The organism is Roseovarius mucosus DSM 17069 (assembly GCF_000768555.3).
GTDB classification, from domain to species: Bacteria; Pseudomonadota; Alphaproteobacteria; order Rhodobacterales; family Rhodobacteraceae; genus Roseovarius; species Roseovarius mucosus.
In genome coordinates this window covers 142,834-168,678 of the sequence record NZ_KN293979.1, presented here as the reverse complement: position 1 = coordinate 168,678, position 25,845 = coordinate 142,834, and the positions used below count along the sequence as shown (strand labels likewise).

Below are 25,845 nucleotides of genomic sequence, written 5' to 3'. Positions count from 1 at the left end.
TCTCTTATAACCCCTGCGAAACAGTCGGGGAGTCGCTGCCATGACCGGAGAATTGTCGCCGATCGACAAGGCCAAGTTCGTTGCCGCCAAACGGTCGGTGGATTTCGTCGAGGACGGGATGCGCGTGGGCCTTGGCACCGGATCGACGGCCGCCTGGATGGTGCGCTGTCTGGGCGAGATGGTGCGCGACGGCGGCCTGCGCATTCGCGGCGTGCCGACATCGACGCGCACGGCGGAGCTGGCGCGAGAGGTAGGCATCGAGGTGATCAGCCTGGATGAGGCGAAATGGCTCGACCTCACCATCGACGGGGCAGATGAATTCGACAGCAATCTCAACCTGATCAAGGGTGGCGGCGGCGCGCTCTTGCAGGAAAAGATCGTGGCGACGGCCTCTGACCAGATGATCGTGATCGCCGATGTCGGCAAGGAGGTCGAGGCGCTGGGCGCCTTCCCCCTGCCGGTCGAGGTGATCCCCTTTGGCTGGCAGACGACGAAATCGCTGGTCGAGGAACTCTTGATCAACATGGATGTGCTGGGGCGCGATGCCACGCTGCGGATGAACGGCACGCGGCCCTTCATCACCGATGAGGGCAATTATATTCTCGATCTGCATCTGGGCCGCATCGGTGCCGCGCATCAACTCTCGATGGCGCTCAATCAGATGCCGGGGGTGGTTGAAAACGGGCTTTTCCTTGATATCTGCGATGTGGTCATTCTGGGTTATGGCGATGGCCGGGTGGAAACCCGCGACATAAACGAAGGAACGGTCGAAGAAGACCGGCTCGACTTTGTCGAGACCGACAATCTCTTTCGCGACCTGACGGATTGAGGGGACAGGCATGGCATTCGACTACGATCTTTTCGTGATCGGCGGCGGCTCTAGCGGGGTGCGCGCGGCGCGGGTTGCGGCACAGGGCGGCGCGCGCGTGGCCCTGGCCGAAGAGGATCGCTATGGCGGCACCTGCGTCATTCGCGGCTGCGTGCCCAAGAAACTGATGGTCTTTGCCTCGGAATATCGCGGGGCGATGGCCGATGCGCAGGCCTATGGCTGGACGGTCCATGCCGGCGGCTTCGATTGGGCCACCTTTCGGGACAAGCTGCATGCGGAATTGGACCGGCTCGAAACGGTCTATCGCGGCATCCTGAAAAACAACGGCGTCGAGACCTATGACAGCCGGGCACGGCTGGTTGATCCGCACACCGTGGAATTGGCCGATGGCACGCGTCACAGCGCCAAGCATATCCTCATCGCCACCGGCGGGCGGCCCGTGAAGCCCGATCTGCCCGGCGCGGACCATGCGATCACCAGCAATGACATCTTTCATCTGGAGCGCCTGCCCAAATCGATCCTGATCATCGGCGGCGGCTATATAGCCTGTGAATTCGCCTGTATCCTCAACGGTTTGGGGGTCAAGGTCACGCAGTTCTATCGCGGCGCACAAGTCCTGCGCGGTTTTGACGAAGAGGCGCGCGGGCTGGTCTCGGACGAGATGATTGCCTCGGGGATCACCCTGCATCTGGGCACCAATATCGAGACCATGGAAAAGGTCGACGGCGGCTATCGCGTGACCGGCACCAACGGCAGCGAAGCGGTATTCGAAGAGGTGATGTTCGCCACCGGGCGTGCGCCCAATACGGAAAATCTGGGCCTGGAGGCCGCAGGCGTTGCCGTGGGCCGCAAGGGCGAGATTGTCGTCGACCGCTATAGCCAGACCGGCGTGCCGTCGGTCTATGCGATTGGCGATGTGACCGACCGCGTCAACCTCACGCCCGTGGCGATCCGCGAAGGCATGGCCTTTGTCGAGACGGTGTTCAACGGCAACCCGACGCCTGTCGATCACGATCTCATCCCCACCGCGATTTTCACCCAACCGGAAATGGGCACCGTGGGGCTGAGCGAAGAGGCCGCGCGCGATCAAGAGCCGATCGAGGTCTATGCAACCTCGTTCCGGCCCATGCACTCGGCCTTTGCCGGGCGTCCTGACCGGGTGCTGATGAAACTGATCGTCAGTCAGGCCACCCGCAAGGTGCTGGGGTGTCATATCGTCGCCCCCGGCGCGGGTGAGATGATCCAACTGGCGGGCATCGCCGTCAAAATGGGGGCCACGAAAGAGGATTTCGACCGCACCGTGGCGGTGCATCCGACCATGTCGGAAGAGCTGGTAACGATGAAAACGCCTGTGCGCACCGCTTGATTTTTCGCCTGTGCTGCACAGGTTGTGAGACAAGCCGGGAACGGCAGGACAACAAGGGAAGACAAACGTATGGCTGGAAACTCTGGCGGCCCATGGGGCGGCGGCGGTAATTCGGGCGGTGGCGGTGATGATCGCGACCGCAACAACGGGGGCGGTCGGCGCCCTCCCGAAGGAGGACCGCAACTGCCCGAAATCGATGAGTTGGTGCGCAAGGGTCAGGATCAGCTTCGCGTTCTCATGGGCGGGCGTGGCGGCGGCAACCGGGGCGGTGGCACCGGCGGCGAAGGCGGACCACAGTTCGGCAAAGGCACGATTGGCCTTGCGGCCTTGGGTGCCGTGGCACTCTGGGTTTTCGCCAGCGTCTATACGGTCAAGCCCGAAGAGCAATCGGTCGAGTTGTTTCTGGGCGCCTACTACAAGACCGGCAATCCCGGTCTGAACTTTGCCCCATGGCCCATCGTGACCGCCGAAATCGTCAACGTCACCTCCGAACGGACTGAGGACATCGGCCGCAATACCGGCGGGCGTGAAGAGGGGCTGATGCTGACCACCGATGCCAATATCGTCGATATCGGTTTTCAGGTCGTGTGGAACATCTCTGATCCGGCGAAATTGCTCTTCAACATCCGCGATCCGCAACTGACTGTGCAGGCGGTATCGGAATCGGTCATGCGCGAGATCATTGCCGCGTCCAATCTGGCCCCCATTCTCAACCGGGATCGTGGCATCATCGCCGACAGCGCGATGCGTAACATCCAAGAGGCGCTTGACGAATATGACAGCGGGATTCAGGTCGTGCGGGTCAACCTCGACAAGGCCGATCCGCCGCGCGAGGTGATCGACAGCTTCCGCGAAGTGCAGGCCGCTGAACAGGAACGCGACCGTCTGCAACGGCAGGCGGATGCTTATGCCAACCGGGCACTGGCAGAGGCGCGCGGTCAGGCCGCACAAATCCTCGAGGACTCCGAGGGCTACCGTGCCCGCGTGGTCAACGAGGCACAGGGTGACGCCAGCCGCTTTACCTCGGTTCTCACGGAATACTCCAAGGCGCCCGAAGTCACGCGCAAACGTCTCTATATCGAGACGATGGAGCGGGTTCTGGGCGATATCGACAAGACCATCCTCGACAACTCGATCATCGGCAGCGAAGGCGGCAACGGCGTCGTGCCCTACCTGCCGCTGAACGAACTGCGCCGCAACACGACAGATCAGGGGAACTAAGAGCATGACGAAATTTCTAATTCCTCTTGTGGTCGTTCTGGGCTTTCTGGGCCTCTCGTCGATCTTTGTCGTGGACGAGCGTGAAAAGGTGCTGGTGCTGCAATTCGGTCAGATCAAGGCCGTCAAGGAAGAGCCGGGCCTCTCGTTCAAGATCCCCTTCATTCAGGAGGTGGTGCGCTATGACGACCGCATCCTGTCGCTCGATACCGACACCATCGAGGTGACGCCGTCGGATGATCGTCGTCTCGTGGTCGATGCCTTTGCCCGTTACCGCATCCGCGACGCGGTGCAGTTCCGTCAGGCCGTGGGTGTGGGCGGCGTGCGTCTGGCCGAGGACCGGCTGTCGTCGATCCTCAATGCACAGATCCGTGAAGTTCTGGGTGCCGATCAGGTGACATCCGACACCATCCTGTCCGAGGATCGCCGCGAGTTGATGCGCCGCATCCAGCGGCAGGCCCAGACCAGCGCGGCGGGCCTTGGCCTTGACGTGGTGGATGTGCGCCTCAAGCAGACCAACCTGCCCGAGCAGAACCTCGAGGCGACCTTTGCCCGGATGCGCGCCGAGCGTGAGCGCGAAGCCGCCGACGAGATCGCACGCGGTAACGAGGCGGCGCAGCGGGTGCGCGCGCTTGCCGACCGGACCGTGACCGAGACCCTCTCGGATGCCGAACGTGAAGCGCAGGTGATCCGAGGCGAGGCTGACGCAGAACGCAGCGCGATCTACGCCGAGGCCTATGGTCAGGATCAGGAGTTCTATTCCTTCTACCGCTCGCTCGAGGCCTATGAAAAAGCGCTGCAAGGCAAGAATTCGACCATGGTTATGACGCCGGATAGCGAATTTTTCGACTATCTGAAGTCGGGAACGGCACAGGAATGATCGAAACTGCCCTGCTCGCGCTGGGACTGGTGCTGATTGTGGAGGGGCTGGTCTATGCGCTGGCCCCTTCGCTCATTGAACAGATGCTGGTGGCCTTGACAGCACTGCCCACCGAGGCGCGGCGCCTGATGGGGGCGATTGCGCTGGTGTTGGGGCTGATCCTCGTCTGGGCGGCCAAGACGCTTGGCGCTTGATCTTGCCGCGTCAAAGCGGTCACATGGCTGTGAATTGATCCTGCGACCTTTGCCATCGCGCAAAGACCGCATACATTCCAGTGCAAGAGGGGCGCGCGTTTGTCGCCCAATGCACGAACCAAAGGAGACATTGGTGTGAAGACCCAAACGATTTCCGAAACACGATCCCTGTCCACCGGCCTGCGGGCGCTCTGGGTCATGGCCCTGATGGTTGGGCTGTTGATCGCGCAGGCAATGTCCGCAGCAGCGCGGCCCGACAGCTTTGCCGATCTGGCCGACAAGATCAGCCCGGCGGTCGTGAACATCACCACCTCGACCGTGGTGGAACGGGGCAAAGGCCCCGCCCCCATCGTGCCCGAAGGCTCGCCCTTCGAGGATTTCTTCGAGCAGTTCCGCGACCGCTTGGGCGAAGGCGACCGGCCACAGCGCTCGTCCGCGCTTGGTTCGGGTTTCGTGATTTCCGAGGATGGCTTTGTGGTCACGAACAACCACGTGATCGAAAGCGCGGATGAGATCCTGATCGAATTCTTTTCCGGCGAAACCCTGCCCGCCGAAGTGATCGGCACCGACCCCAAGACCGACATCGCCCTGCTCAAGGTCACGGCGGACAAGCCGCTGCCCTTCGTCAGCTTTGGCGACAGCGACACCGCGCGCGTGGGCGATTGGGTGCTGGCCATGGGCAACCCGCTGGGTCAGGGCTTCTCGCTCTCTGCCGGGATCGTGTCGGCGCGCAACCGCGCGCTCAGCGGCACCTATGACGACTATATCCAGACCGATGCCGCCATCAACCGGGGCAACTCGGGCGGTCCGCTCTTCAATCTCGACGGTCAGGTGGTTGGCGTGAACACCGCAATCCTCAGCCCCACCGGCGGCTCGATCGGCATTGGCTTTTCCATGGCCTCGAACGTGGTCAAGCGCGTGGTCGATCAGTTGCAGGAATATGGCGAGACGCGGCGTGGCTGGCTGGGCGTGCGAATTCAGGACGTGACCGCCGATGTGGCCGAGGCGATGGGGCTTGAGAAAGCCGCAGGTGCGCTCGTCACGGATGTGCCCGAGGGTCCCGCCGCCGAGGCTGGCATGCTGGCCGGCGACGTGATCATGTCCTTTGACGGGCAGGATGTGTCGGACACGCGCAGCCTTGTGCGCACCGTGGGCAATACCGAGGTGGGCAAGACCGTCCGCGTGGTCGTGTTCCGTGAGGGCAAGACCACCACGCTCAAGATCACGCTGGGCCGCCGCGAAGAGGCCGAGGGTGCCATTCCCGTGGCGCAACCCGGCGAAGATGCGACGCCAGAGGCCCCGGTGGAAAAGACCATGCTTGGCCTGACCTTGACCCCGCTCAACGATGAGTTGCGGTCGCAACTCGAGCTGGACAATAACGCAACCGGTCTGGTCGTGGTCAATATCGATGAGCTGTCCGAGGCCTATGAAAAGGGCCTGCGCATGGGCGACGTGATCACCGAGGCCGGACAGCAGAAGGTGGCCACGATTGCCGATCTCGACGACCGTATTGCCGAGGCCAAGGAAGCGGGGCGCAAATCCCTGCTGATGCTGGTGCGCAGCGGCGGCGATCCGCGTTTCGTGGCGCTCTCGCTCGAAGACAACAAGTAAACGCCCGCACATATGGGCGGCAAAGGCACCCCACTCCGGGGTGCCTTTTTCATTGCACCGGGCCCGTTTGACGGGGCCCGCACCCGCCGCCCGCTTGGCATGATGCTTGCACCCTCTGGACTGACCCCCAGACGGAGCCCAGTATGACCGCCCCGGTATTGACCAGCCTTCCCACCCCCGCTGCCACGGCCCCCGGCCGTGCCGCTGCGGCGCTTGGCCAAGGTTCTGGCATGCCGATCCAGGGCTTTTCTGCCCTGTTGAATGCGGCGCAGACCCCGGTCCAAACACCCGTTCAGGCCCCTGTCCAGCCCTCCGTGCAGGCATCGGCACAACCGCTTGCGCCTGTGCCTGCGCCAGACATGGCCCGGATGGGCTCTGTCCCTGCCTCTGTCCCTGCCTCTGTCCCTTCCTCTGTTGACCTTCTGTCCCCAATGGCCGCAGCCCCCGCAGCACCGGCGACTGCCCCAGCACCGGCAACACCCGCACTGCCACCGCCTGCCATTGCGGCGCAACCTTCTGCCGCGCCCATCACCCCATCCGGGTTAGATACACTCACCGAGGCCCAGAACTTGCCCGAGGATACCGGAACCGATGCCATCGACGCCACCGACGCCACCGACGCCGAAGACACGGGCCCCGAGGCTATGGGCACCGAGGCCATAGCCCTGCCTGACCCAACCACGCCGCAAACCCAGCCCGCCATCCCGTCCGTTGCGGCACAGGTGGCACAGCCGACGTCCGAGCCGGACACCGGCGACAAACCGGACCTCACCAAAGATCCAGAGGCATCCGAGGTGCCGAGTCTCGCCGCTCCGACCCTGCCCATGGCGGCCCCTCTGGTGCCCGCGCCGCCCACGGCCCCCGTGCCCACAGGCGACAGCGCGCCCAACAGCCCTGCCCTCAGCGCAGAGGCCGCCCCGCCACCAACCCTGGCCACCACAGAGGGTAGCGTCCTTGCCGCGCCCCAGCCCGCCCTGCCCGGCAGCGCCCCTGCACCGCTGGCAACAGCGCCCCTGCCCCAGACCCTCGATCTCGCGGCCCCTCAGTGGCCCGAGCAAATGGTGCAGGACATCCGCCAGAGCGCCAGCGCCGCGCTCGACAACCTGACACTCACGCTCACGCCCGAGCGTCTTGGCCCGCTGCAAATCCGGCTGGAGACCCAAGACGGCGTGACCCATGTGCATATCGTGACCGAAACGCCCGAGGCCGCCCGCGCCATGGCCGAGGCCCAGCCGCGTCTGGCCGAGGCCATGGCCCGCGCCGGGCTTGAGATGGGGAGCCAGTCCACCACCACGACGGGCGGCTCAGGCGGCGCAGCGGGCTTTGGCACGACGGGCGGCGATGCCAACCCGCGCGGCAATGGCCATCCCGGCACCGAACCGGGTCCGCAGGGCAACGCGACCGCCTTTGATGACACCGCATCACAACCACTGTCCCCGCGCGCGCCTGCGCGCTCTTCCATTGACTTGATCGCCTGAGGTTCCCCATGGCCGATGCTGCACTCCCCAATCTCGATGCCCGCCCCAAGGGGGGCTTTCTCAAGAAGATGCTCGTCTGGCTCTTGATGGCGCTCATTCTTGGCGGCGGCGGCTTTGGCGCGGGATTCTACCTCTCCGGCGGGGCGCTGTCGCCGTCGCAAGAGGTGCTGCGCCTCATCGAACTGGAAACCGCCGCCTCCGAGGCTGCGGGCGACGCCGAGGGCGGCCCCCAAGCGTATACCCAAGGAAATGCCCGAAGCGCCCGTCTTCGAAACCCGCTACCACGAGTTTCCCGACCCGCTGACCACCAACCTCAAAAGTTCGCGCCGGTTTCTTCAGATCGGCGTCGGTGTCTCGACCCAATATGACGAGAGCGTCATCGCCAATGTCGAAACCCACGCCATGGCGCTGCGCTCGGATATGCTTGCCGTGATCTCGGGCTTTGCCGAAGAGGATGTCGAAGGCACCGCCGGGCGCGAGGCCCTGGCCGAGGCGCTCAAGACCGCGATCAACACCCGGCTCGAGGCGCTCGAAGGGTTTGGCGGCATCGAGGGCGTGTTCTTTCCCTCCTTTGTTCTGCAATAGGTCGCACCATGGCCCGCCCCACCACCAGCGCCACCCACAAACTCAGCTCGAACGAGGTCGCAGCCCTTGTCGACGGTCTGCTCGACATGGAGAAAGAGCAGAACCAAGGCACCGAGAACGTCAAGCGCTACAAATTCGGCTCTGACAACCTGTCGATCATGGGTGACTATCACGGGTTGCGCATGGTCAACGAACGCTTTTGCCGTCTGGCACGCCCTGTGTTCCTGCCGTTCTTGCGGATGCACCCGCGCATCTCCGCCTTTCCACCCGAGGTCAAAAGCTTTTCGCATTATTGCGACGAGTTGGAAAACTTTGTCAGCCTCACCACCGCCCGCGTCGATGCGCTGCGCAGCAATCAGCTCATCATGCTGCCGCCCAATTTCGTATCCTTGCTGACCAATGCCTATTACGGCGGCAATATCGCCTATCTGCCGGGTGGTCGCGCCGAATTCACCGCCAGCGAGACGCGCGTGATCGAGATCGTGACCAAAGGCATCTACCGCGCACTCGAGGCCGCGTGGCGCGATCTTATCCCGCTCGAGTTTGCCAACCCGATACACGAGGACAACCTGCAATTCGCAACATTCGTTGAAAGCGAGGAAAAGGTCGTCTGCTGCTCCTTCATCATTCAGCTGCCCGAGGCGGACCCGGCCACGCTGGACCTCATCTATCCGCTACAGGCGCTCAAACCCATTGCTGCGCGCTTGCGCTCGCGGATGCAGTCCGATCAGGTGGCCGATGACCTGCGCTGGCGCAACCGCCTGCGCGAGGCGGTGATGGCCGTGCCCCTCAATGTCACGGCGCGTCTGGCCGAACCCAATGTGCCGATCAGCGCCCTCACGGGGCTACGCCCCGGCCGCGTGGTGCCGATCGATCTGACACTACGCCCGCAATTGCTTGTCGAAGGCACGCCGCTCTTTGATGCCGAACCGGGCGCGCAGAATGGCCGTGCCGCGCTCTCGCTTACCCACCGTATTGAACCCTGATCCCGAGGAAACCGCCATGACCATCGACACAACCGAACCGACCGGCCAGCCCGACAGCAGCACAAGCAATGTGGATCTCGGCCTCTTGGCCAATGTCCGCGTCAGCATGACCGTCGAGGTGGGCAACACCCAGATCACGCTGCAAGACCTCTTGCGCCTCAACGAAGGCTCGGTGGTCGAGCTGGACCGCATGGCGGGCGATCCGCTCGACATTCTGGTGAACGGCACCCCCATCGCCAAGGGCGAGGTGGTCGTCGTGGGCGAGAAGTTCGGCATCCGCTTTGGCGATATCGTCGATCCCCGGCAACGGATCGAAACCGTCTGACACCCTACCCCTTCGCGTGGCACGAAACCTGCAACGGTTGATCAACTGAACCTTGATCAACCGTCGCAGGAGATTGCCCCGTGGACGTTCTAACCCCCGACCGCATCCTGACCATTGCGGGCTTTCTCGGCGTGCTCGTGCTCGCCTGGGCCGTGATCCGCCACAAACGCGCGCCGCTCAGCGCCCGTCTGGCAAGCATCCGCCAACTGGAACTGACCGAGACCCTCAATCTGGGCGGCGACAGCCGCGCGCTCTTGCTCAAGGCCGAAGGGCAAACCGTGCTCGTGGTGATGGGGCGCCGGTCCGGCACCGCCCTCACCCTGCTGCCCCGGGCCGAGGGGACCACAGCATGAGCCGCCTTCTTCCGCTCCTGATCCTCGCCCTCGTCCTGCCCGCGCCGGTTCTGGCGCAACAGGGCCTGCCCGCGATCACCCTCTCGGATGAGAACGGCACCACCTATTCGCTCTCGTTGCAAATTCTGGCGCTGATGACGGCGCTCACGGTGCTGCCGTCGCTGGTGCTGGGCATGACCGCCTTTACCCGCATCATCATCGTGCTCTCGATCCTGAGGCAAGCCATGGGCACGATGCAGACACCGCCCAATCAGGTGCTCATCGCCATCGCACTCTTTCTGTCCTTCTTCGTCATGCAGCCGGTGCTGACCGTGATTTACGACACTGCGCTCAGCCCCTATCTCGACGGGCAGATGGCCCCGGATGTGGCCATCGGGCTGGCATGGGATCACCTCTCGGGCTTCATGCTGGCCAATACCCGGCAAAACGACCTCTTGATGTTCGCGGAACTGGCGGGCGACGCCCCCTATGCCAGCGACGCCGACGTGCCCGTCGGGGTGCTCTTGCCCGCCTATATCACCTCGGAACTCAAGACCGCGTTCCAGATCGGCTTTCTGCTCTTTCTGCCCTTTCTGGTGATCGACATGGTGATTGCCTCGATCCTCATGGCGCTGGGGATGATGATGCTCTCGCCGATGATCGTGTCCCTGCCCTTCAAGCTGCTGTTGTTCGTGCTGGTGGATGGCTGGGCGCTGACCATGGGCTCGCTCGCCTCCAGCTTTCAAGGGGCGCTCTGACCATGGATTTCGACGCCAATATCGAACATCTGCGCATGGCCTATTGGAACATCCTGCTGACGGCGGGTCCGGTTCTCTTGGTGGCGCTCGCCGTGGGTCTGGTGATCGGTATCCTTCAGGCCGCCACCTCGATCAACGAACAGACCCTCAGCTTCGTGCCCAAAATGGCCATCGTGATCCTGACCATGGCGCTGATGTCGGGCTTCATGCTCAGCACGATGACCGACTATTTCACCCATATCTTCGACACGATTGCGACGATGCACTAGGATGCTGCCCGATCTTGCCCCCTCCGCGACCGGCCTGCCCGGTGTTGAGCTCACGCAGTTGACGGGGCTGGCGCTGCAATTTCTCTTTGCGATGCTGCGGATCGGGGCGTTTGTCCTCTCGGCACCGCTCTTTGCGGCGCGCTTCATCTCCTTGCCGGTGCGGATCATCATTTCGGTGTGTCTCACGGTCCCGCTGATGGGACAGGTGCCGATCCCCGAACCCGACGCGCTCTCCAGCCTCTCCAGCGTGGTCATCGCCTTGCGCGAACTGGCCATCGGGCTGTCTGCCGGAATGGTGCTGCAAATCCTCTTTGCCGCCGCCGTCATGGCTGGCGACCGTATCGCCAATACCGCCGGTCTCGGCCTTGCGGCGCAGGTCGATCCCACCAGCGGGTCGCAATCGCCGGTGATCGGCCAGTTCTTCATGCTGTTTCTCCTGGCCATCTTCGTGACCGAGGACGGGCATCTCGCCGCTATTCGCCTGATCCTCGACAGTTACCGCCTCATTCCCATCGGCACGCCTATCGCGGGCACGGTGCTGATCGACGCGGGCCTCGGGGCCACCACCACCATGTTCCTCAATGCGGCGCAATTGATGATGCCGGTCGTGTCTGTGCTCTTGCTTCTGAACCTCGTGATCGGGGTCATCACCCGCTCTGCCCCCTCGCTCAATCTCTTTGCCTTCGGCTTTCCGCTGACCATGACCGCCACACTGCTCTTGCTTTTTCTCACCGTCACCAGCCTTGGGCCCGCCCTGTCGGAACGGGTGGCACAGGCCTTGCAGCATCTGATGGAGATGTTGAACGGATTACCCAATGGCTGACGCAGACGACGGACAGGAAAAGACCGAAGAGCCAACCCAGAAACGCCGCCAGGAGGCGCGCGAAGAGGGTCGGATCACCACCTCGACCGAGGTCTTCGTGCTGGTCACGCTGGGCATGGGTGCGCTCATCCTCAGCGCCGGGCAATGGGCCTTGCCGGGTCTGGCGGGGCTCTGGGCCAAGGGGCTGGTCATCGAGGGCGCGCAATCGCTCGACGCGATGATGATCGCGCACACGCGCGACATGATGCTCTGGATGCTTGCCGCCGGTCCGGGGCTTGGCCTGCCACTGCTGGCCGCTGTGCTGATGGCGCAATCGGCGATGGGCGGCCTCAATTTCGCGCCCAAGGCACTGGGCTTCAAACCCGAGAAAATGAACCCGCTCACCGGGCTTGGGCGGATGGTGTCGATGAAGGCGCTGGTCGATCTGCTCAAGGCGGTGCTCAAGGTCACGCTCCTGCTTGCGGCGGGGGTGCTGATGCTGCAACCGCTCTTGCCTGCGCTGGGCAGCTCTTCGGCGCTGGCCCCCGGCGATGCGATGGTGCTCTTTGGCACCGCCATGTTGCGGGTGATGGGCGGGCTGCTTCTTGGCCTTGTGGTGATCGCCGCGCTCGATCTTGGCTGGCAGATCCATTCCAACACCAAATCCATGCGCATGTCGCGACAGGACATCAAGGACGAATCCAAGGAATCCGAAGGCTCGCCCGAACAGAAGGGCGCGATGCGCCGCCGCCAGATGCAGGCCTCGCACCGCGCCTCGGAACGCAAGGCGTTGGCCGATGTGCCGATGGCCACCGCCATCATCACCAACCCCACGCATTTCGCCGTGGCCCTGCGCTATGAACCGGGCACCGATACAGCCCCGCGCATTCTCGCCATGGGCAAGGGGCCAATGGCCCAGGCCGTGATCCGCCGGGGCCGTCGCGCCGGTGTGACCACGCTGCAAGTGCCGCCACTGGCGCGTGCACTCTATTTTACCGGCGCGATTGGCCGGGAAATCCCCGATGTGCTCTTTGCCGCCGTGGCGGTGATCCTCGCGCATGTCTGGCGTCTGGAACAGGGGCAGCCCGCCCCCATGCCCGATGTCGATCTGCCTCCCGACCTCACCCTTGACGAATTTGGCCGCCCCCTCAGATGGAGAAACCAATGACTGAGCGCCCCCGCTCCACCGGAGAAATGATCTCGACCCTCTGTTTTATCGGCGTGGGCCTCTGGTCGCTCGGCACCGCGCTAGAGGCCCCGCAGCCCAAGGCAGCCCTCCTGATACTCTGCGCTGTCGCCTGTTTTCTGGGCGCGGCGCGGCACCCCATCGCCCGGCGGCTTGAACGCTGGTAAACAGGAAATAACCCCGCCGCCCGCACAAAACGCAACACGTGACGACGGATTCACCCAAAATCGCACTCAAACTATTGAACTTCGCTCCGGAATAGCTATCAGATAGGTGAGGTTCACGATGCGCAGGGCTGGGGCCGCGTCGCCACGCCGCGATTTAATTACAGCGCAGGACAACCCAGGCAATGTCTATGAAAATTCTTCTTGCAGACGATCACAACCTTCTGGCCGAAGCGGTGGGCAACATGCTCAACGCACAGCCCGGCAATGAGGCGATCACCACCGATTCCTATGACGGTATCCTCAGCCTGCTGGCCGAGCATAGCGATGTCGACATTGTCCTGCTCGACCTCAAGATGCCCGGCATGGTGGGCCTTGCCAGCGTCAAGAGCGTGATCGAGAAAGCCTCGCCCGCCAAGGTCGTGCTCTTTACCGGCATGGTGGACCGGCATTTCCTGCACAGCGCGCTGGAACTGGGCTGCAAGGGGCTGATCCCCAAGACGATGCCGCTGCAATCGCTCAACAGCGTGCTGCAACTAATCAATTCGGGTCAGGTCTTTGTGCCGATGGATGCGGGCACCCCCGGCCTCGACAAGACCGGCCCGGACCATGACCTGACGGAAAAGGAACTCTTCGTGCTGCGCCTTGCCGCCGATGGCCTGACCAACAAGGAAATCGCGCGCGACATGGGCACCAACGAGGTGACGATCAAGATGCACATGCGCTCGATCTGTAAAAAGCTGAACGCCCGCAACCGCGCCCATGCCGCGATGATCAGCCGCGAACGCGCGTTGATCTGAGGGGGCGGACAAGGCTGGTCTCCCGAGACCGGCCTCGCGGCACCACGGGCGCCGCACCCCCTACTTCGGCCGAAACACCATCTCGCGGCCCGCGTCATTGGACAGGATCATGACGTCCCCCAGCACCTCGACGAGTGTCATCTCGCCCAGCGCCGCGAGATAGGCCGCCTCCTCTGCCAACTCCGGGCAGGCCCGCTCGGTCGCGATCACGCTTTCGGCCGCGAACCACGGATAGGGCACGGTCTGCTCGCCCGAATAGCTGTTGCACGGCCCCTCACCCCGCAATTCCCCCTCTGCCGGAAACATGAGCGTGGCGCGCGCGCCAAACACCGCACCATCAAGGCGCTCCAGATGCCAGACCTTTTCGGCCCCGCCATGACCCGTCACGGTCTCGTCTTTGCAGTATCCCAGCGCCGACAGCGCCATGACCGCCAGAACCAGCCGCATCGGCCCTACCTCAGTGCGAGAATGAGATCGACCAGCGACCCGATGGCAGGGGCGGCCTGATCCTGCGCGGGATCGCGCATCGCCTGCATGCCGATCGCGGAGGCATAGAGAATCCGCGCCATTTCCAGATTGCCGATGTCGCAGGCAGAAAGCAGCCGATGCAGATGCGCCAAACGCATCTCATCCACCCGCGCCACCGCCTCTGCGGCCATGGTATCGGTGCCTGCCCAGGCCCGGATCGCTGATTCGGCGCGCAGCGTCACGCTCTCGGCCTCTGCGGTGGCGGCCATCGCCTGCGCACAACCCCGCAGCCGCGCCACGTCCGTGGCCGCCTCTGATGCCACCTCCAGCCCACGCGCGGCGTCTTCCTCCCAAAGCGTCAAAAGTGCCGCGGAATAGGCCGGAACATCCGTGAAATGCCAGTAAAACGACCCTTTCGTCGCCCCCAGCCGCCGCGCCAAGGGCTCTGCGCCCAGCGCCGCCGGGCCTGTTTCGCACAGGGCCTCGAACCCGGCCAATAGCCAGTCATCTTGGGTCAAGCGGGGGCGGCGCAACGCGGTCATGCCCCTGCCATACGCAGCCCGCCCTTGGGCTGCAAGAGGTGCCGCTGTCGCGGGGCGCAGCATTGGCCCTATCCGCCCCCTGTCGCAAAAGTTTTACGCATCTGTCGCAAACTCTTTGGGAACCGCCGTTAGGTGGTGGCCCGACCCAAGGAGGCATCCGACGTGCTCAGCATCGAGAAACTGACCAGAACCTTCGGCCAGAACACCGCCGTGGACAAGGTGTCCTTCACCGTCGAGAAACCGGCGATGATCGGCATCATCGGCCGCTCGGGGGCTGGCAAATCCACCCTGCTGCGCATGATCAACCGCCTGACCGATGCCACCTCTGGCCGCATCCTGTTCGAGGGGCGCGACGTGACCGCGCTCAAGGGGGCCGACAAGCGCGCGTGGCATTCGGACTGCGCGATGATCTTTCAACAGTTCAACCTCGTGCCGCGCATGGATGTGGTCTCGAACGTGCTGCATGGCACGCTCAACCGCCGCTCGACGCTGGCGACGATGTTCAATCTCTACCCCGATGCCGACATTCACCGCGCCATCGAGATCCTCGACCGGCTGGGCATTGCCGACCATGCCCCCAAACGCGCCGAGGCGCTCTCGGGCGGGCAGCAACAGCGCGTGGCGATTGCTCGCGCGCTGATGCAGGACCCCAGGATCGTGCTCGCGGATGAACCCATCGCCAGCCTCGATCCGATGAATGCGCAGCTCGTGATGGACGACCTGCGCCGCATCCACGAAGAGGACGGCCGCACGGTCATTGCCAACCTGCACACGCTCGACACCGCGCGCCGCTACTGCGACCGCGTGATCGGCATGTTGCATGGCCGCGTCGTGTTCGACGGCACGCCCGAACAACTGACCACCGGCGTGGCGCGCGACATCTACGGTGCCGATGCCTCCTTTTCCGAGGCGAGCACATCGACCTCGATCGAAACGCTCGACCGCAGCACCGCCCGCGCCCTGCGCGCGGCCGAGGCGGCGATCTGATCGTCCCCCCACCACCCATGGCCCGCCGGGGGTGGCGGGCCGCAATCCAACCGGAGAAAAATCCATGAAGAACCTCGTTGCTGCCATTCTTGCTACCACCGCGCTCACCGGCGCGGCCTTTGCCGATACTCATGGCGAAGCCAAGATCACCGAATTTCGCATTGGCGTGCTGGGCGGCGAGAACGCCCAGGACCGCATGACCTCGAACGAATGCCTGCGCGCCAAGACCGAGGAACTGCTGGGCGTGCCCACCAAGGTCTTTACCCCCGCCGATTACGACGGCGTCATTCAGGGTCTGTTGGGCGGCACCATCGACGTGGCTTGGCTGGGTGCCTCGGGCTATGCCAAGACCTATCTGACCGATCCCACCGCGGTCGAGCCGGTTCTGGTCAAGGTCAACATGGATGGGTCTTACGGCTATCACTCCATCGGCTTTACCCGCAAGGAGACGGGCATCACCTCGCTCGCCGACATGAAGGGCAAGACCTTCGGCTTCGGCGATCCGAACTCCACCAGCGGCTACCTGATCCCCTCCATTGAAATCCCGGTCGAGACCGGCGCCAGCATGGAATCGGGCGACTATTTCGGCGAAGTGAAATTCACCGGCGGCCATGAGCAGACCATCGTCGCCGTCGCCAATGGCGATATCGACGCAGGCGTGACATGGGCCGATGGCCAAGGCGCATGGGAAGACGGCTACAACTCGGGCGCGCTGCGCAAAGCCGTGGATGCGGGCCTCGTCGACATGAACCAGATCGTCGAGATCTGGAAATCCAAGCCCATCCCCGAAGGCCCCGTCGTGCTGCGTCAGGACCTGCCCGAAGACGTGAAGCTCAAGGTCACGGGCCTCTGGGCCTCGCTGAAATCCATCGACCCCGATTGCGCCTACGGCGTGCTGCAGGGTGAGGCGCTCGGCTTCATGCCGATCACCCACGACGCCTATCTCTCGATCATCGAGGCACGCAAGGCCTCGAACTAAGGTCGAAACACGAGTATTGAACCGGGCCTGCATCGACGCGGGCCCGGTCTCTTTTGACGGGGGACCTCCATGACCGATATGACAGCAGGCCAGAGCGCCGCGCGGGTGAAATCCGTGCAGGACGCCTATATGCAGATGACCCGGCGCAAGCGTACCTATGGCGCGGTCATGCTGATCGTCTTCATCGCCCTCATGGTCTCGGGCTTTCGCGTGGCGGACGGGCGCAACGCGGGCGGTTTCTGGGACGGGATCGGCAACATCTTTCAGTTTCCGGGCGAGGTGCTGTCCGAAGCAGGTCAGAAAATCGCCAACCTGCCGGGGCTGATGTGGAAATTCCTGCCCTCCCTGATCGAGACCGTCAACATCGCCGCCGCCTCTACCCTCTTGGGCGCACTCGGCGCCGGGATGATCTCGCTTCTGGCGACGCGCGGCCTTGCCAAATGGCCGCGCCTCATCGGCCTCTTTCGCCGGATCATGGACATCCTGCGCGCGGTGCCGGAGATAGTGATTGCCCTCGTGCTGATCTTCATCCTCGGCGGCGGCCCGGTGCCCGCAATGATCGCCATCGCCATTCACACCATGGGCGCACTGGGCAAACTCTTTTCCGAAGTGAATGAAAACGCCAGCCTCAAACCCGTCGAGGGGCTGCAATCGGTAGGGGCGACATGGGGCCAGCGCATGTGGCTGGGTGTCATCCCGCAGGTGGCCCCCAATTATCTCAGCTACGCGCTCCTGCGCTTCGAGATCAACATCCGCGCCTCCGCCATCCTCGGCTTTGTCGGCTCTGGCGGCATCGGCTACGACCTGAAAAACGCCTTTAGCTGGGGGCAAGGGCGCTATGACGAGGTGGCCGCGATCTTTCTGCTGCTCTTTGGCACGATCGTGCTCTTTGACCAGATGTCGAGCCATTTCCGCAACAAGCTGATCGGCGAGAGCTAAGACCATGAGCATGATGACCGACATCACCCCGCCCCACTTTGACGCAGCTGCCCTCTTTCGGCGCAAACGGCGGCTGGCCTTTGCCGCCCCGGCGGTGATCCTCGCCTATTTCGCCTATATCTTCTTTGCCTTCGACATCATGGGGCTGGCCGAGCGCGCCCGGCTCGACAATGCCCGCATCCTCGTCGCCGACAGCTACAGCTACAAGACGCATGTCACCCGCGACAACCGCAGCGGTACGCTCAGCATCGCGGTCGAGGGCGAGAACAAGGGCACATGGCCCGAGGGCACCCACCCCGATTGGGTCGAGATCCAGAGCCCCGAGCGCACGCTGGTCTCCCTGAAACATGGCCAAGAGGTACTGATCGACGGCAACCGGATGCGCTACGACGTGCCGGGCTATGGGCTCATCACGGCAGAGATTACGCGCCGCGAGGGTGTCAAACTCACCCTGCCCACCGACACCATCCCCGACTGGATCAGCGCCAGCAACGCCCGCGTCGACATCACCACCGACGCAGGCCGCGTGACGCTGACCCGCGCCCGCACCGAGGTCATGCGCTATCACTTCGGCTGGGAACTCTTCTGGTTCACCCTCGACAGCCCGTTTTACGGCAAGAGCCTTGGCGAATTGGCAACGCTCGCCCTGTCCTCCGACCGCGTTGTCGAGGGCAAGAGCAATCTTGCCGCCATGGCCTCCGACGTCTGGAACAACCGCATGTGGCAACACAAGGATGTGATCTGGGCCATCTTCGAGACCATCCTCATGGCCTTTCTCGGGACCATGGGGGCTGGCATCGTCGCCCTACCGCTGGCCTTTGCGGCCGCGCGCAATTTCTCGCCCTATCTGGCGGTGCGCGCCGCCGTGCGGCGGGTCTTTGACCTCTTGCGCGGGGTCGACGCGCTGATCTGGACGCTGGTGCTGGCCCGCGCCTTTGGCCCCGGCCCGATGACCGGCGCGTTGGCCATTCTGCTCACCGATACCGGCACATTCGGCAAACTCTTCTCCGAGGCGCTGGAAAACGTCGACAAGAAACAGATCGAAGGCGTGCAATCGACCGGGGCCAAACCGTTGCAACGCTACCGCTTCGGCGTGATCCCCCAGATCACCCCCGTCCTGCTCAGCCAACTGCTCTATTACCTCGAATCCAACACCCGCAGCGCCACCGTGATCGGTGCCATCACCGGCGGTGGTATCGGCCTCTTGCTCACCCAGGCGATGATCACGCAAAAAGACTGGGAAGAGGTCAGCTATTACATCATTCTCATTCTGATCATGGTGATGCTGATGGATACCCTGTCCGGCTGGCTGCGCCGCAAGCTCATCACCTCGGACGACAGTGGGCACTGAGAGGGCGGATTTGAGTATTTGAACCATAAAGAAACAATCCCCGCTGCTTCTTTATGGCAAAAATACTCCCGCCGGGGGCCTCGTTTTCGTCGGCACAGCAGGGCCCGCTTGGGCAACTCTTCACCTGACCTGACAGAAACTTTATTTGGCTGTTGCCCGCAATAAATGGTTAGCTCCGCAGCAGAGACTGCATAGCCTGAGAGGTAGAACCATGCGCAAGCAACTACTCATGGCAGCAATGTTGCTGCCTTTGCCGATTGCCGCCCTTGCAGCCGAGGGCGAGCGCATTCAGGTCCGGGGTGAGATCATTGATACGTGGTGCTATTACTCCGGCGTGATGGGTGGCCCCGACGCGGTAACCGGGACGGCGCATCACACCTGCGCTCTTTGGTGTTCGGCTGGCGGCATCCCGGTGGGACTGCTGGCAGAGGACGGTCAGGTCTACATGGTGCTCAAGATCGCGGGCGACGATGCATCCGCCGGGGGCGATACGCAACTGCGCCTTGCCAGCCACGAGATCACGGCGGATGGCCTGCTCTATCATCGCGACGGGCTGAATTATCTGGTGGTAGAAGAAGTGGTCACGGATCACGGGATCACGAAGCTCAACCACGAGGATTACGGGGCAGTTCCGCCGTTTGCCATTCCAAAGCCGGGTAAGTGAGGGAACGCACGATGAAACATTTGCTGATGATGCTCGCGTTCACCGGCATGGCGCTTCCTGCCGGCGCGCAGGACTTTTCCCAAGGGTCCGAGGCGAAACCGTGGAACCTCTATGCCGAGCAACCCGCGCGGTTTGAGGCCAAGGTGGTGGATATCCTGTGCGAACTCACCGGGGATTGCCCAACAGATTGCGGTGGCGGGGTGCGACAGCTGGGGTTGCTGCGCGACGTCGACAACGTTCTGGTCTATCCCAACAAGAACGCGCAGGCCGCATTCACAGGGGCGGTGGTTGAACTATTGCCATTCTGTGGCAGGCAGGTCGAGGTTGATGGTCTGTTGATCGAGGATCCAGACCTAAAGGCAACGAACATCTATCTGGTGCAAAAGATCCGCGATGTGGGCGATGCCGAATGGACCGCAGCCAACCGCTGGACCAAGGTATGGGCGGAAAACAACCCCGAAGCAGATGGCAAGGGGCCTTGGTTCCGCCGCGACCCGCGTGTCAAAGCAGAGATTGCCGCACATGGCTACACCGGTATCGGCGTTGAAGAAGAACAGCAATTCATAAAGGAATTGTTTGAATGAGACTTCGAAATCTGCTGCTGGCCGTGGCATGTAGTGGTTTGGCATCTGGCGCACTGGCCCATGGCACCGAGACGCACGCAGCGCCGCCCGCCCTTGCGCTATCGGATCAGGTCACGGCACTGCCGTGGAAACTGGGCGGCGCGTTCGAACTTGTCGATCAGACTGGCGCACCCCGCACCCAGACTGATCCGGACGGTCGGATGCAGCTTGTATTCTTTGGCTATGCCAATTGCCCCGGCATCTGCAGTGCGGCGCTGCCGATGATGGCGGATGCGGCAGAGCTTTTGGAGCGGCGTGGCATCACAGTCAGCCCGGTTCTGATCACCATTGATCCGGTGCTGGACACGGTCGAGACGATGGGCCCGGCCCTGGCGAAAATTTCGACGGATCTTGTCGGCTTGACCGGCGATCGTGAGGCGCTGAGCGAGGCCTACGATGCATTTCAGATCGACTTTGAAAAGATCATGGACGATCCAGAGTATGGCCCGATCTACGCTCATAGTAGCCATATCTTTCTTCTGGATCAGGCCGGAAAGGTTTTGACCTTGCTGCCCCCGGTCCTTCCGCCAGAGCAGGTGGCGGACATCGTGATGAAATACGCCGGGAGCTGAAATCTGACTGGTCCTCAAGATGGCTACCTACGCATGTTCGCGCACACGACTTGCATCAAGATTTACCGGCTTGAAAACACCACGCCCCGGATATTCCGAACATGCTGAACCGGTCCCTTTTTCGACCAAACACTTTGGCCTCTACCTGAGCGCGTGCTTTTAGCCAGGATAGAAATCGTCGGTGATGCCGTTCGTCGCCAACGCCGACAAACTGGGTTCTCTATGCCGCGACATCACGTTCGATTTTCCGCAGTTCCTCTTGCAGGCTGTGCTCTTCTTCCGGGGTGAGGCCGCCATTGGACACATCATGCGTATCATCAAGAATATCCGAGAACAGGTTCTCAACCTCAAATCCAAGGCTTGCCCCTCCGAAGTAACGGTCTAGCCAGTCCCAAGCAGTCTCGATAATGCGGCGCTTGGTTCTACGCCAGCGGTAGTTTTCCCTTTCAATCAGCTCAATACAGACGAACATTTCACCAATGTAAGGGTCCTGCTGCTCGGACAGCCGAAATCGCAGCTTTACCTGTGCCGACAGACGATCGCTATTCTCATGGCGTGTCACGGAAATAACGTCTGCTTCGATCTTTTCGAAGGTTTCCAACCCTGTCATTCGCCACCACCCGCACGCTCGCAAGGTACGGCAACGCGCTCGGATTTCATCGGTGATCTGTCAAGAAGCAACCACACCCATCCCAAGAAGCCGATTGCGCAAACCGCGATTTGAAGGGCGACCTCATCGGTAAACCTGATCGTTAGAAACAACGCACAGATGATGATCAACCACCATATCCGGACCCATCTATTGCGTGCGGACAGAACGTGCACAGTTTCCGTTGTTTCACATTCCACGAGATCCAGCGCATTCTCTGCGATGCTTAAGCTGCCCATTGGCCGCGCGGCAAAGTAAGCAAGGCCAAATAATGCCGTGAAAAGCAAAATGGAAACAACAAGATATACAAAGAAACTCATCACGAGACTGCTACCGAGAATTGCAGAAACAACCGCCAGGCCAAATCCAATCGCACTGCTGACAACAATCAGGATCACGGCGTTCACCGTGGTCACTTCGTGCAAATCGCCCATATCCTCGCTGTCTTCACAAGGCACAGCTCGCGGCTTCTCACGCGGTTCGAACCCGGCCTTGCAGCTCTTCACGGTGTTCTGCGCACCCGGCACCACCCCCCCCAAACGGGTCTTGTTTTCTCCTTGCATCAACATAGCGTCCGTTTTTTGGTTCGATTGCCCCCGTTGCGCATCGCCTGCAACGACACGGCCGCCTCCTTGCGGTTCACCACGTAACGCGCAGTGATCATGTCTGAATTACCGGTGAGGGCATCGAGGCAGGGAAAGAGATCCAGGATCTCTGCCCGCACCTCCTCGCAGAGCGTTGACCAGCCGACGCAGCCGGGATGAAAGCTCTCGGTCCAACACTGCTCCGAAAGAACGAGCTCGTGGCAGTCAAAGAGAATGTGAAAGTATTCCACATCACCCGGCGGCTCACGCAGGATCGTTTCTCCGTCGACGAGGTATTTGGCCGGAACCAGCACTTCTGTATGGCCGAGCAACAGCTCCAACATCGGTCCCTTCAGGAGAACGCGATGATTGGGTGAAATGCGCAAATCACGAACGTTCTGCAGGACGCCCTTGCGTATCCGGATCGGCGCGATCTCGACATGTGCCTTGACCGTTGTGCGCCCGATCCAGCGGATTTTCTGATAACCGTGATCACGCGTGATCACGCGATCTCCAACATTCAGATCCTCGACCGCGATCTCGCCATTGGCGCATGCGATGCGCGTTCCACGGCAAAAACAAATGACATTGGTTGTGTCAAAGTTCAGCGTTTGTGGATCGACCGTGGCGCCCCTGTTGGTCAGGGTCAGGCTGTTGCCCGCTGTCCATCCCGCCGCGCGCTCATTAAGGATTCCGTCATCGCCGTAGTCGGCACGCAGCCATTCCAGCGGATTGCGGATGACCGCAGGGTCGATATCACCCGTCAGGACGGCGGCGTCGTAATTGGCCTGATTGTAAAAACCCGACAGATCCACAAAGTCGTTGTTCGACTGATCACCATCCCGGACAGCATTCGTGTCGTCACTTCCAAAGTCCGAAATCGTGTCGTGCCCGGTTCCCGGCACGAAACGATCATTCCCCGTACCTCCAGCAATAAGATCATCACCGTCCCGCCCCAGCAACAGATCGTCACCGGCATCACCAAACAAGGTGTCATTCGCAGAGGTGGTAATATTGGGAACGAGGGGGTTGGTATCGACAAAGAGCTCATAGATTGCCCCATCGATCGTTTCAAACGACGTCGTGGAGATGAAAATATCGAGGCGCGAATGCGGAATTCTGATCGTCAACTCGAGGAATGCCTGTTCACTGTCCGCGGGGTCGGCAAGCAATCCGGTCAGCCTGCCGGCCGAGTCGATGGTAAAGGCGCCGTTGCCTTCGAATGATACATTTCCCGACGCGATGGCAGCATTCAGATTGAGCGCAATTCCGTCGAGGCTCAGGGTGACGACCTCCAAAATCTCCACACGGCTCATGAGAATCCGCACACCGGGAATCTGGGTCGAGGCCAAACCTTCGGTGTATCGGTGAGTATGCGTCTCACTTGCAGCATTTGGGTTCGGAAGAACTCTATCACCCACGAAAAACCCAGTTAAATCGTCCGTAGAACCGAGTGTGACGGTTTCATTGGACGTTGTCGTGACGGTGAAAGCCCCACGTCCGTTAGCGCCGGCGACGGCCTGTGCACCGGCTGTCGAAATCTCCTGATAAATGGGTCCTAAGGCGGTATCACTGGCGTCGGTGCCCGTACCCCCGTCTAGGGTGTCATTCCCCATCCCGCCGAAAACCAGGTCAGCTCCGGTTCCACCATCGAGGCTGTCGTTTCCATCGCCCCCGAGAATTGTGTCATTCCCGAACCCGGCCAGAACCGTGTCATTACCGCCAGATGCGTTGACGAAATCCGCGTTGCTATTGACGAGCTCGCCATTCGTTCCCGCAGCGTCCAGATTATCAATTCGGTCGCCGTTCGGATCCCCAACGTAATCCTGATTGATCAGATCATTGCCGAGCGTGCCGGCAATCAGCCCATCCCCAGCACTCAACAGAATATCGACGTTCGAAACATCACCACCCAGTGACATCGCTCCAAAGCTCTGTGGAAAGCTCTGTGCCGATAGATCGATATCCTCGCTTCTGACTTGGCCTGAAACACGTAGCGTCGCGACATCCCGTTCGGTGCCATCATTTTCGGAAAAGAGTGCGACCGCCCCCAAATCCTCCGCCGAAACGCTGAAAAAGAGATCGCCGTTCGACATCTGCACGACCGCCCCGGCCGGGACACGCTGAACATCTCCATCCATGAATGTTACTTGGAACGACGAGGTATAAACCTGCCCAACCGATGCACTCGCCAAGCCGCCCTCGACATATAGGTAGCTTAAGTTCAGGGCACTTCCTTCTTTGCTGTCCGCCCTGTCCAAAGCGACCCTGAGGTAGTCAACAGGTTCGAATATATCCCCCCTCGACAGCTCGAAGACCTGCGCCCCGGTGGGCGTAGCCTCGGTCGAAGGATCGGCAGCAATTTTTCCAAGGAAAAGCCACGTTAGTCTTTTCATGGGTGGGTGGCCTTCTTACTTCAGCGGCACGCGAGCACATGCTCGGCACTGCACGCATGCAACTTCGGCGCGGTGTTGTGATCGTGGCCTTCGGCAAAGCCGACGATCAGCAAGAGGCACAGCAAACAGCTCAGCATCACAGCTGCGCCGCGCGGAGCGTGGCGTTTGTGACGGCGAAGGGCGTGCTGGCGCGGACCGGTGTTAGAGACTGATTGGTTGGGCCGCCCCCTCTTGCTGGGCAGGCCGGAAAATTCAGAGGCCTCGTGCATCATCGCATCAGCGCGCAGTGCTTCGGGGGCGCGTAGCATTCCACTCTCTCCGTGCAGTAGTGCCATTCAGTTCGGACACGACGTTTGATCGCGGCGCCACGTTACGTTTGATGGGAAAGCCGATGAATGTCGGGGGGTCCGGGATCTCTGCGCAAACGTCCAGTTCTGTGGTCAGCAGAATTGGGCTTACGATTGATGGCCAGCCGTGCCTGACAGCAGGGCGACAGCAGAGCCAGCGCGCGCGGTCTGACAGGCGCATCCCTGCGGGCAGAGGTGATTTCCAGATTAGGTAAGAGGAGGTTAGCTGCTCAGCCTTGCCACGCATAAGGCCTTGCGGGACCTCTCCAGCCAGAGCGCTGATGTGCGAGCAAGCAATATCGCGTCAAGCATACCGGTTCCTTCACGGTAGCTTCGCACCGGATGACCGGAACGCGCGACAGGCCCGCCGAAAGGTCGGCGGGCCTGCTGGTTTACGCCGCGACCTGACCCGTGGAAACGACAGGAAAGTCGATATCGGTGTCCGCCACATGATTCAGATAGTTGGTAAAGATGTTCGCGACGACATTGGCGAGTGTCTCCACAATGTCAGCCTCGCTCAGCCCTGCGGCACGCGCCGCCGCGAGATCGGCATCCGACACTTTGCCCTTTGCGGCCACGATACTGACCGACAGCTTCAGGATCGCGGCCGTGCGCGGATCGTCGGAGCGGCCGACAAGATGGTCCTTGACCGCCTCGGGTGCAACCTTGAGCCCAGCCGAGATCGCCGAATGCGCCGAGGCGCAGTAATCGCAGGTATTGGCGCCGGCCACGGCGAGGGCAATGGCTTCTCGGGTGCGGCTATCAAAGGCGCCCCCCGACAGCGTCTCGTTCAGACCGAGCATGGCCGCCAGAACCGACGGCTGGTTCGCAGCAACGCGATACAGGTTGGGCACCATGCCGATCTTGCCCTTGATGGCGGAAAAGAGGGCGCTTGCCTCAGGCGTGGCGGCGGTATCGGAGATTTGGGTGATGCGTGCCATGGAATCATGTCCTTTCGTTG

At 62.0% G+C, this 25,845-nt stretch carries 31 protein-coding genes; 24 read left to right on the top strand and 7 right to left on the bottom strand.

Going from position 1 to position 25,845, the window contains the following annotated elements; all coding sequences use genetic code 11:
- Positions 1–40 precede the first annotated feature (40 nt).
- The 17 genes from rpiA (at position 41) to ROSMUC_RS09800 (ending at position 13,783) form a co-directional block, all read left to right on the top strand.
- Positions 41–829, top strand: a complete 789-nt coding sequence (rpiA, locus tag ROSMUC_RS09880; protein WP_037272471.1) for a ribose-5-phosphate isomerase RpiA — start codon at positions 41–43, stop codon at positions 827–829.
- A gap of 10 nt (positions 830–839) precedes the next feature.
- A complete protein-coding gene (gene gor, locus ROSMUC_RS09875) occupies positions 840–2,195 on the top strand; it encodes a glutathione-disulfide reductase (RefSeq protein WP_037272470.1) in 1,356 nt (451 codons plus the stop codon).
- Between the two features lie 69 nt (positions 2,196–2,264).
- Positions 2,265–3,416, top strand: a complete 1,152-nt coding sequence (gene hflK / locus ROSMUC_RS09870; protein ID WP_037272468.1) for an FtsH protease activity modulator HflK — start codon at positions 2,265–2,267, stop codon at positions 3,414–3,416.
- A 4-nt stretch (positions 3,417–3,420) separates the two neighbouring features.
- Complete coding sequence (gene hflC, locus ROSMUC_RS09865) at positions 3,421–4,293, top strand: protease modulator HflC (protein ID WP_037272466.1); 873 nt, start codon at positions 3,421–3,423, stop codon at positions 4,291–4,293.
- The gene (locus ROSMUC_RS09860; RefSeq protein WP_037272462.1) at positions 4,290–4,487 is read left to right on the top strand and encodes a DUF2065 domain-containing protein; all 198 of its coding nucleotides are present in this window, start codon (positions 4,290–4,292) and stop codon (positions 4,485–4,487) included. The genes hflC and ROSMUC_RS09860 overlap by 4 nt, the downstream gene beginning before the upstream one ends.
- A 198-nt stretch (positions 4,488–4,685) precedes the next feature.
- Positions 4,686–6,098, top strand: coding sequence for a Do family serine endopeptidase (locus ROSMUC_RS09855; RefSeq protein WP_245875161.1), 1,413 nt, complete (start codon positions 4,686–4,688; stop codon positions 6,096–6,098).
- A gap of 143 nt (positions 6,099–6,241) precedes the next feature.
- Entirely contained in the window at positions 6,242–7,576 is a 1,335-nt protein-coding gene (locus ROSMUC_RS09850) for a flagellar hook-length control protein FliK (protein WP_052115307.1), read from the top strand.
- Between the two features lie 249 nt (positions 7,577–7,825).
- Positions 7,826–8,161 (top strand): flagellar basal body-associated FliL family protein, encoded by a 336-nt coding sequence (locus ROSMUC_RS21310; RefSeq protein ID WP_245875152.1) that lies wholly within the window; start codon positions 7,826–7,828, stop codon positions 8,159–8,161.
- Positions 8,162–8,169: 8 nt separating this feature from the next.
- Positions 8,170–9,147: a flagellar motor switch protein FliM gene (fliM, locus tag ROSMUC_RS09840; RefSeq protein WP_037272450.1), complete on the top strand. Its 978-nt coding sequence runs from the start codon at positions 8,170–8,172 to the stop codon at positions 9,145–9,147.
- A 16-nt stretch (positions 9,148–9,163) separates the two neighbouring features.
- On the top strand, positions 9,164–9,472 hold the full coding sequence (gene fliN / locus ROSMUC_RS09835; RefSeq protein WP_037272447.1) for a flagellar motor switch protein FliN: 309 nt from the start codon (positions 9,164–9,166) through the stop codon (positions 9,470–9,472).
- 80 nt (positions 9,473–9,552) lie between these two features.
- Positions 9,553–9,825, top strand: coding sequence for a hypothetical protein (locus ROSMUC_RS09830; protein ID WP_037272444.1), 273 nt, complete (start codon positions 9,553–9,555; stop codon positions 9,823–9,825).
- The gene (gene fliP / locus ROSMUC_RS09825) at positions 9,822–10,562 is read left to right on the top strand and encodes a flagellar type III secretion system pore protein FliP (protein WP_037272441.1); all 741 of its coding nucleotides are present in this window, start codon (positions 9,822–9,824) and stop codon (positions 10,560–10,562) included. Before ROSMUC_RS09830 ends, fliP begins: the two co-directional genes overlap by 4 nt.
- A gap of 2 nt (positions 10,563–10,564) precedes the next feature.
- Positions 10,565–10,831 (top strand): flagellar biosynthesis protein FliQ, encoded by a 267-nt coding sequence (gene fliQ, locus ROSMUC_RS09820; protein ID WP_037272439.1) that lies wholly within the window; start codon positions 10,565–10,567, stop codon positions 10,829–10,831.
- Position 10,832: 1 nt separating this feature from the next.
- Positions 10,833–11,654 carry a flagellar biosynthetic protein FliR gene (gene fliR, locus ROSMUC_RS09815; RefSeq protein ID WP_037272437.1) on the top strand — a complete coding sequence of 274 codons (822 nt, stop codon included), beginning with the start codon at positions 10,833–10,835 and terminating at the stop codon, positions 11,652–11,654.
- Positions 11,647–12,801, top strand: a complete 1,155-nt coding sequence (locus ROSMUC_RS09810; protein ID WP_037272435.1) for an EscU/YscU/HrcU family type III secretion system export apparatus switch protein — start codon at positions 11,647–11,649, stop codon at positions 12,799–12,801. The genes fliR and ROSMUC_RS09810 overlap by 8 nt, the downstream gene beginning before the upstream one ends.
- A complete protein-coding gene (locus ROSMUC_RS09805) occupies positions 12,798–12,986 on the top strand; it encodes a hypothetical protein (protein ID WP_102105923.1) in 189 nt (62 codons plus the stop codon). The genes ROSMUC_RS09810 and ROSMUC_RS09805 overlap by 4 nt, the downstream gene beginning before the upstream one ends.
- A gap of 188 nt (positions 12,987–13,174) precedes the next feature.
- Entirely contained in the window at positions 13,175–13,783 is a 609-nt protein-coding gene (locus tag ROSMUC_RS09800; protein WP_037272433.1) for a response regulator, read from the top strand.
- A gap of 60 nt (positions 13,784–13,843) precedes the next feature.
- Here ROSMUC_RS09800 and ROSMUC_RS09795 read toward each other — a convergent pair whose 3' ends face one another.
- Together ROSMUC_RS09795 and ROSMUC_RS09790 are read right to left on the bottom strand one after the other, a co-directional pair.
- Complete coding sequence (locus ROSMUC_RS09795; RefSeq protein WP_037272431.1) at positions 13,844–14,230, bottom strand: META domain-containing protein; 387 nt, start codon at positions 14,228–14,230, stop codon at positions 13,844–13,846.
- A gap of 5 nt (positions 14,231–14,235) precedes the next feature.
- On the bottom strand, positions 14,236–14,793 hold the full coding sequence (locus tag ROSMUC_RS09790; protein ID WP_037272429.1) for a TetR/AcrR family transcriptional regulator: 558 nt from the start codon (positions 14,791–14,793) through the stop codon (positions 14,236–14,238).
- 162 nt (positions 14,794–14,955) lie between these two features.
- Between ROSMUC_RS09790 and phnC the strand changes: the two genes are divergently transcribed.
- From phnC to ROSMUC_RS09755, 7 genes are all read left to right on the top strand, one after another.
- Positions 14,956–15,780, top strand: a complete 825-nt coding sequence (gene phnC, locus ROSMUC_RS09785; RefSeq protein WP_037272971.1) for a phosphonate ABC transporter ATP-binding protein — start codon at positions 14,956–14,958, stop codon at positions 15,778–15,780.
- 64 nt (positions 15,781–15,844) lie between these two features.
- Positions 15,845–16,759: a phosphonate ABC transporter substrate-binding protein gene (gene phnD / locus ROSMUC_RS09780; RefSeq protein ID WP_037272427.1), complete on the top strand. Its 915-nt coding sequence runs from the start codon at positions 15,845–15,847 to the stop codon at positions 16,757–16,759.
- A 69-nt stretch (positions 16,760–16,828) separates the two neighbouring features.
- Entirely contained in the window at positions 16,829–17,698 is an 870-nt protein-coding gene (gene phnE, locus ROSMUC_RS09775) for a phosphonate ABC transporter, permease protein PhnE (protein ID WP_037272425.1), read from the top strand.
- Positions 17,699–17,702: 4 nt separating this feature from the next.
- On the top strand, positions 17,703–19,049 hold the full coding sequence (phnE, locus tag ROSMUC_RS09770; RefSeq protein WP_052115305.1) for a phosphonate ABC transporter, permease protein PhnE: 1,347 nt from the start codon (positions 17,703–17,705) through the stop codon (positions 19,047–19,049).
- 211 nt (positions 19,050–19,260) lie between these two features.
- Entirely contained in the window at positions 19,261–19,713 is a 453-nt protein-coding gene (locus ROSMUC_RS09765) for a hypothetical protein (RefSeq protein WP_037272423.1), read from the top strand.
- Between the two features lie 11 nt (positions 19,714–19,724).
- Positions 19,725–20,297, top strand: coding sequence for a hypothetical protein (locus ROSMUC_RS09760; protein ID WP_037272421.1), 573 nt, complete (start codon positions 19,725–19,727; stop codon positions 20,295–20,297).
- Positions 20,294–20,908 carry an SCO family protein gene (locus tag ROSMUC_RS09755; protein WP_037272417.1) on the top strand — a complete coding sequence of 205 codons (615 nt, stop codon included), beginning with the start codon at positions 20,294–20,296 and terminating at the stop codon, positions 20,906–20,908. The genes ROSMUC_RS09760 and ROSMUC_RS09755 overlap by 4 nt, the downstream gene beginning before the upstream one ends.
- A 220-nt stretch (positions 20,909–21,128) precedes the next feature.
- On the opposite strand, the gene ROSMUC_RS09750 is transcribed toward ROSMUC_RS09755, so the two are convergent.
- From ROSMUC_RS09750 to ROSMUC_RS09730, 5 genes are all read right to left on the bottom strand, one after another.
- The gene (locus ROSMUC_RS09750; protein ID WP_206018440.1) at positions 21,129–21,509 is read right to left on the bottom strand and encodes a hypothetical protein; all 381 of its coding nucleotides are present in this window, start codon (positions 21,507–21,509) and stop codon (positions 21,129–21,131) included.
- A gap of 5 nt (positions 21,510–21,514) precedes the next feature.
- Positions 21,515–22,126 carry a hypothetical protein gene (locus ROSMUC_RS09745; RefSeq protein ID WP_102105922.1) on the bottom strand — a complete coding sequence of 204 codons (612 nt, stop codon included), beginning with the start codon at positions 22,124–22,126 and terminating at the stop codon, positions 21,515–21,517.
- Positions 22,120–24,537 (bottom strand): Hint domain-containing protein, encoded by a 2,418-nt coding sequence (locus ROSMUC_RS09740; protein ID WP_102105921.1) that lies wholly within the window; start codon positions 24,535–24,537, stop codon positions 22,120–22,122. Before ROSMUC_RS09740 ends, ROSMUC_RS09745 begins: the two co-directional genes overlap by 7 nt.
- A gap of 20 nt (positions 24,538–24,557) precedes the next feature.
- A complete protein-coding gene (locus ROSMUC_RS09735; RefSeq protein ID WP_102105920.1) occupies positions 24,558–24,845 on the bottom strand; it encodes a hypothetical protein in 288 nt (95 codons plus the stop codon).
- A gap of 431 nt (positions 24,846–25,276) precedes the next feature.
- The gene (locus tag ROSMUC_RS09730) at positions 25,277–25,825 is read right to left on the bottom strand and encodes a carboxymuconolactone decarboxylase family protein (RefSeq protein WP_037272410.1); all 549 of its coding nucleotides are present in this window, start codon (positions 25,823–25,825) and stop codon (positions 25,277–25,279) included.
- Between the last annotated feature and the right edge of the window lie 20 nt (positions 25,826–25,845).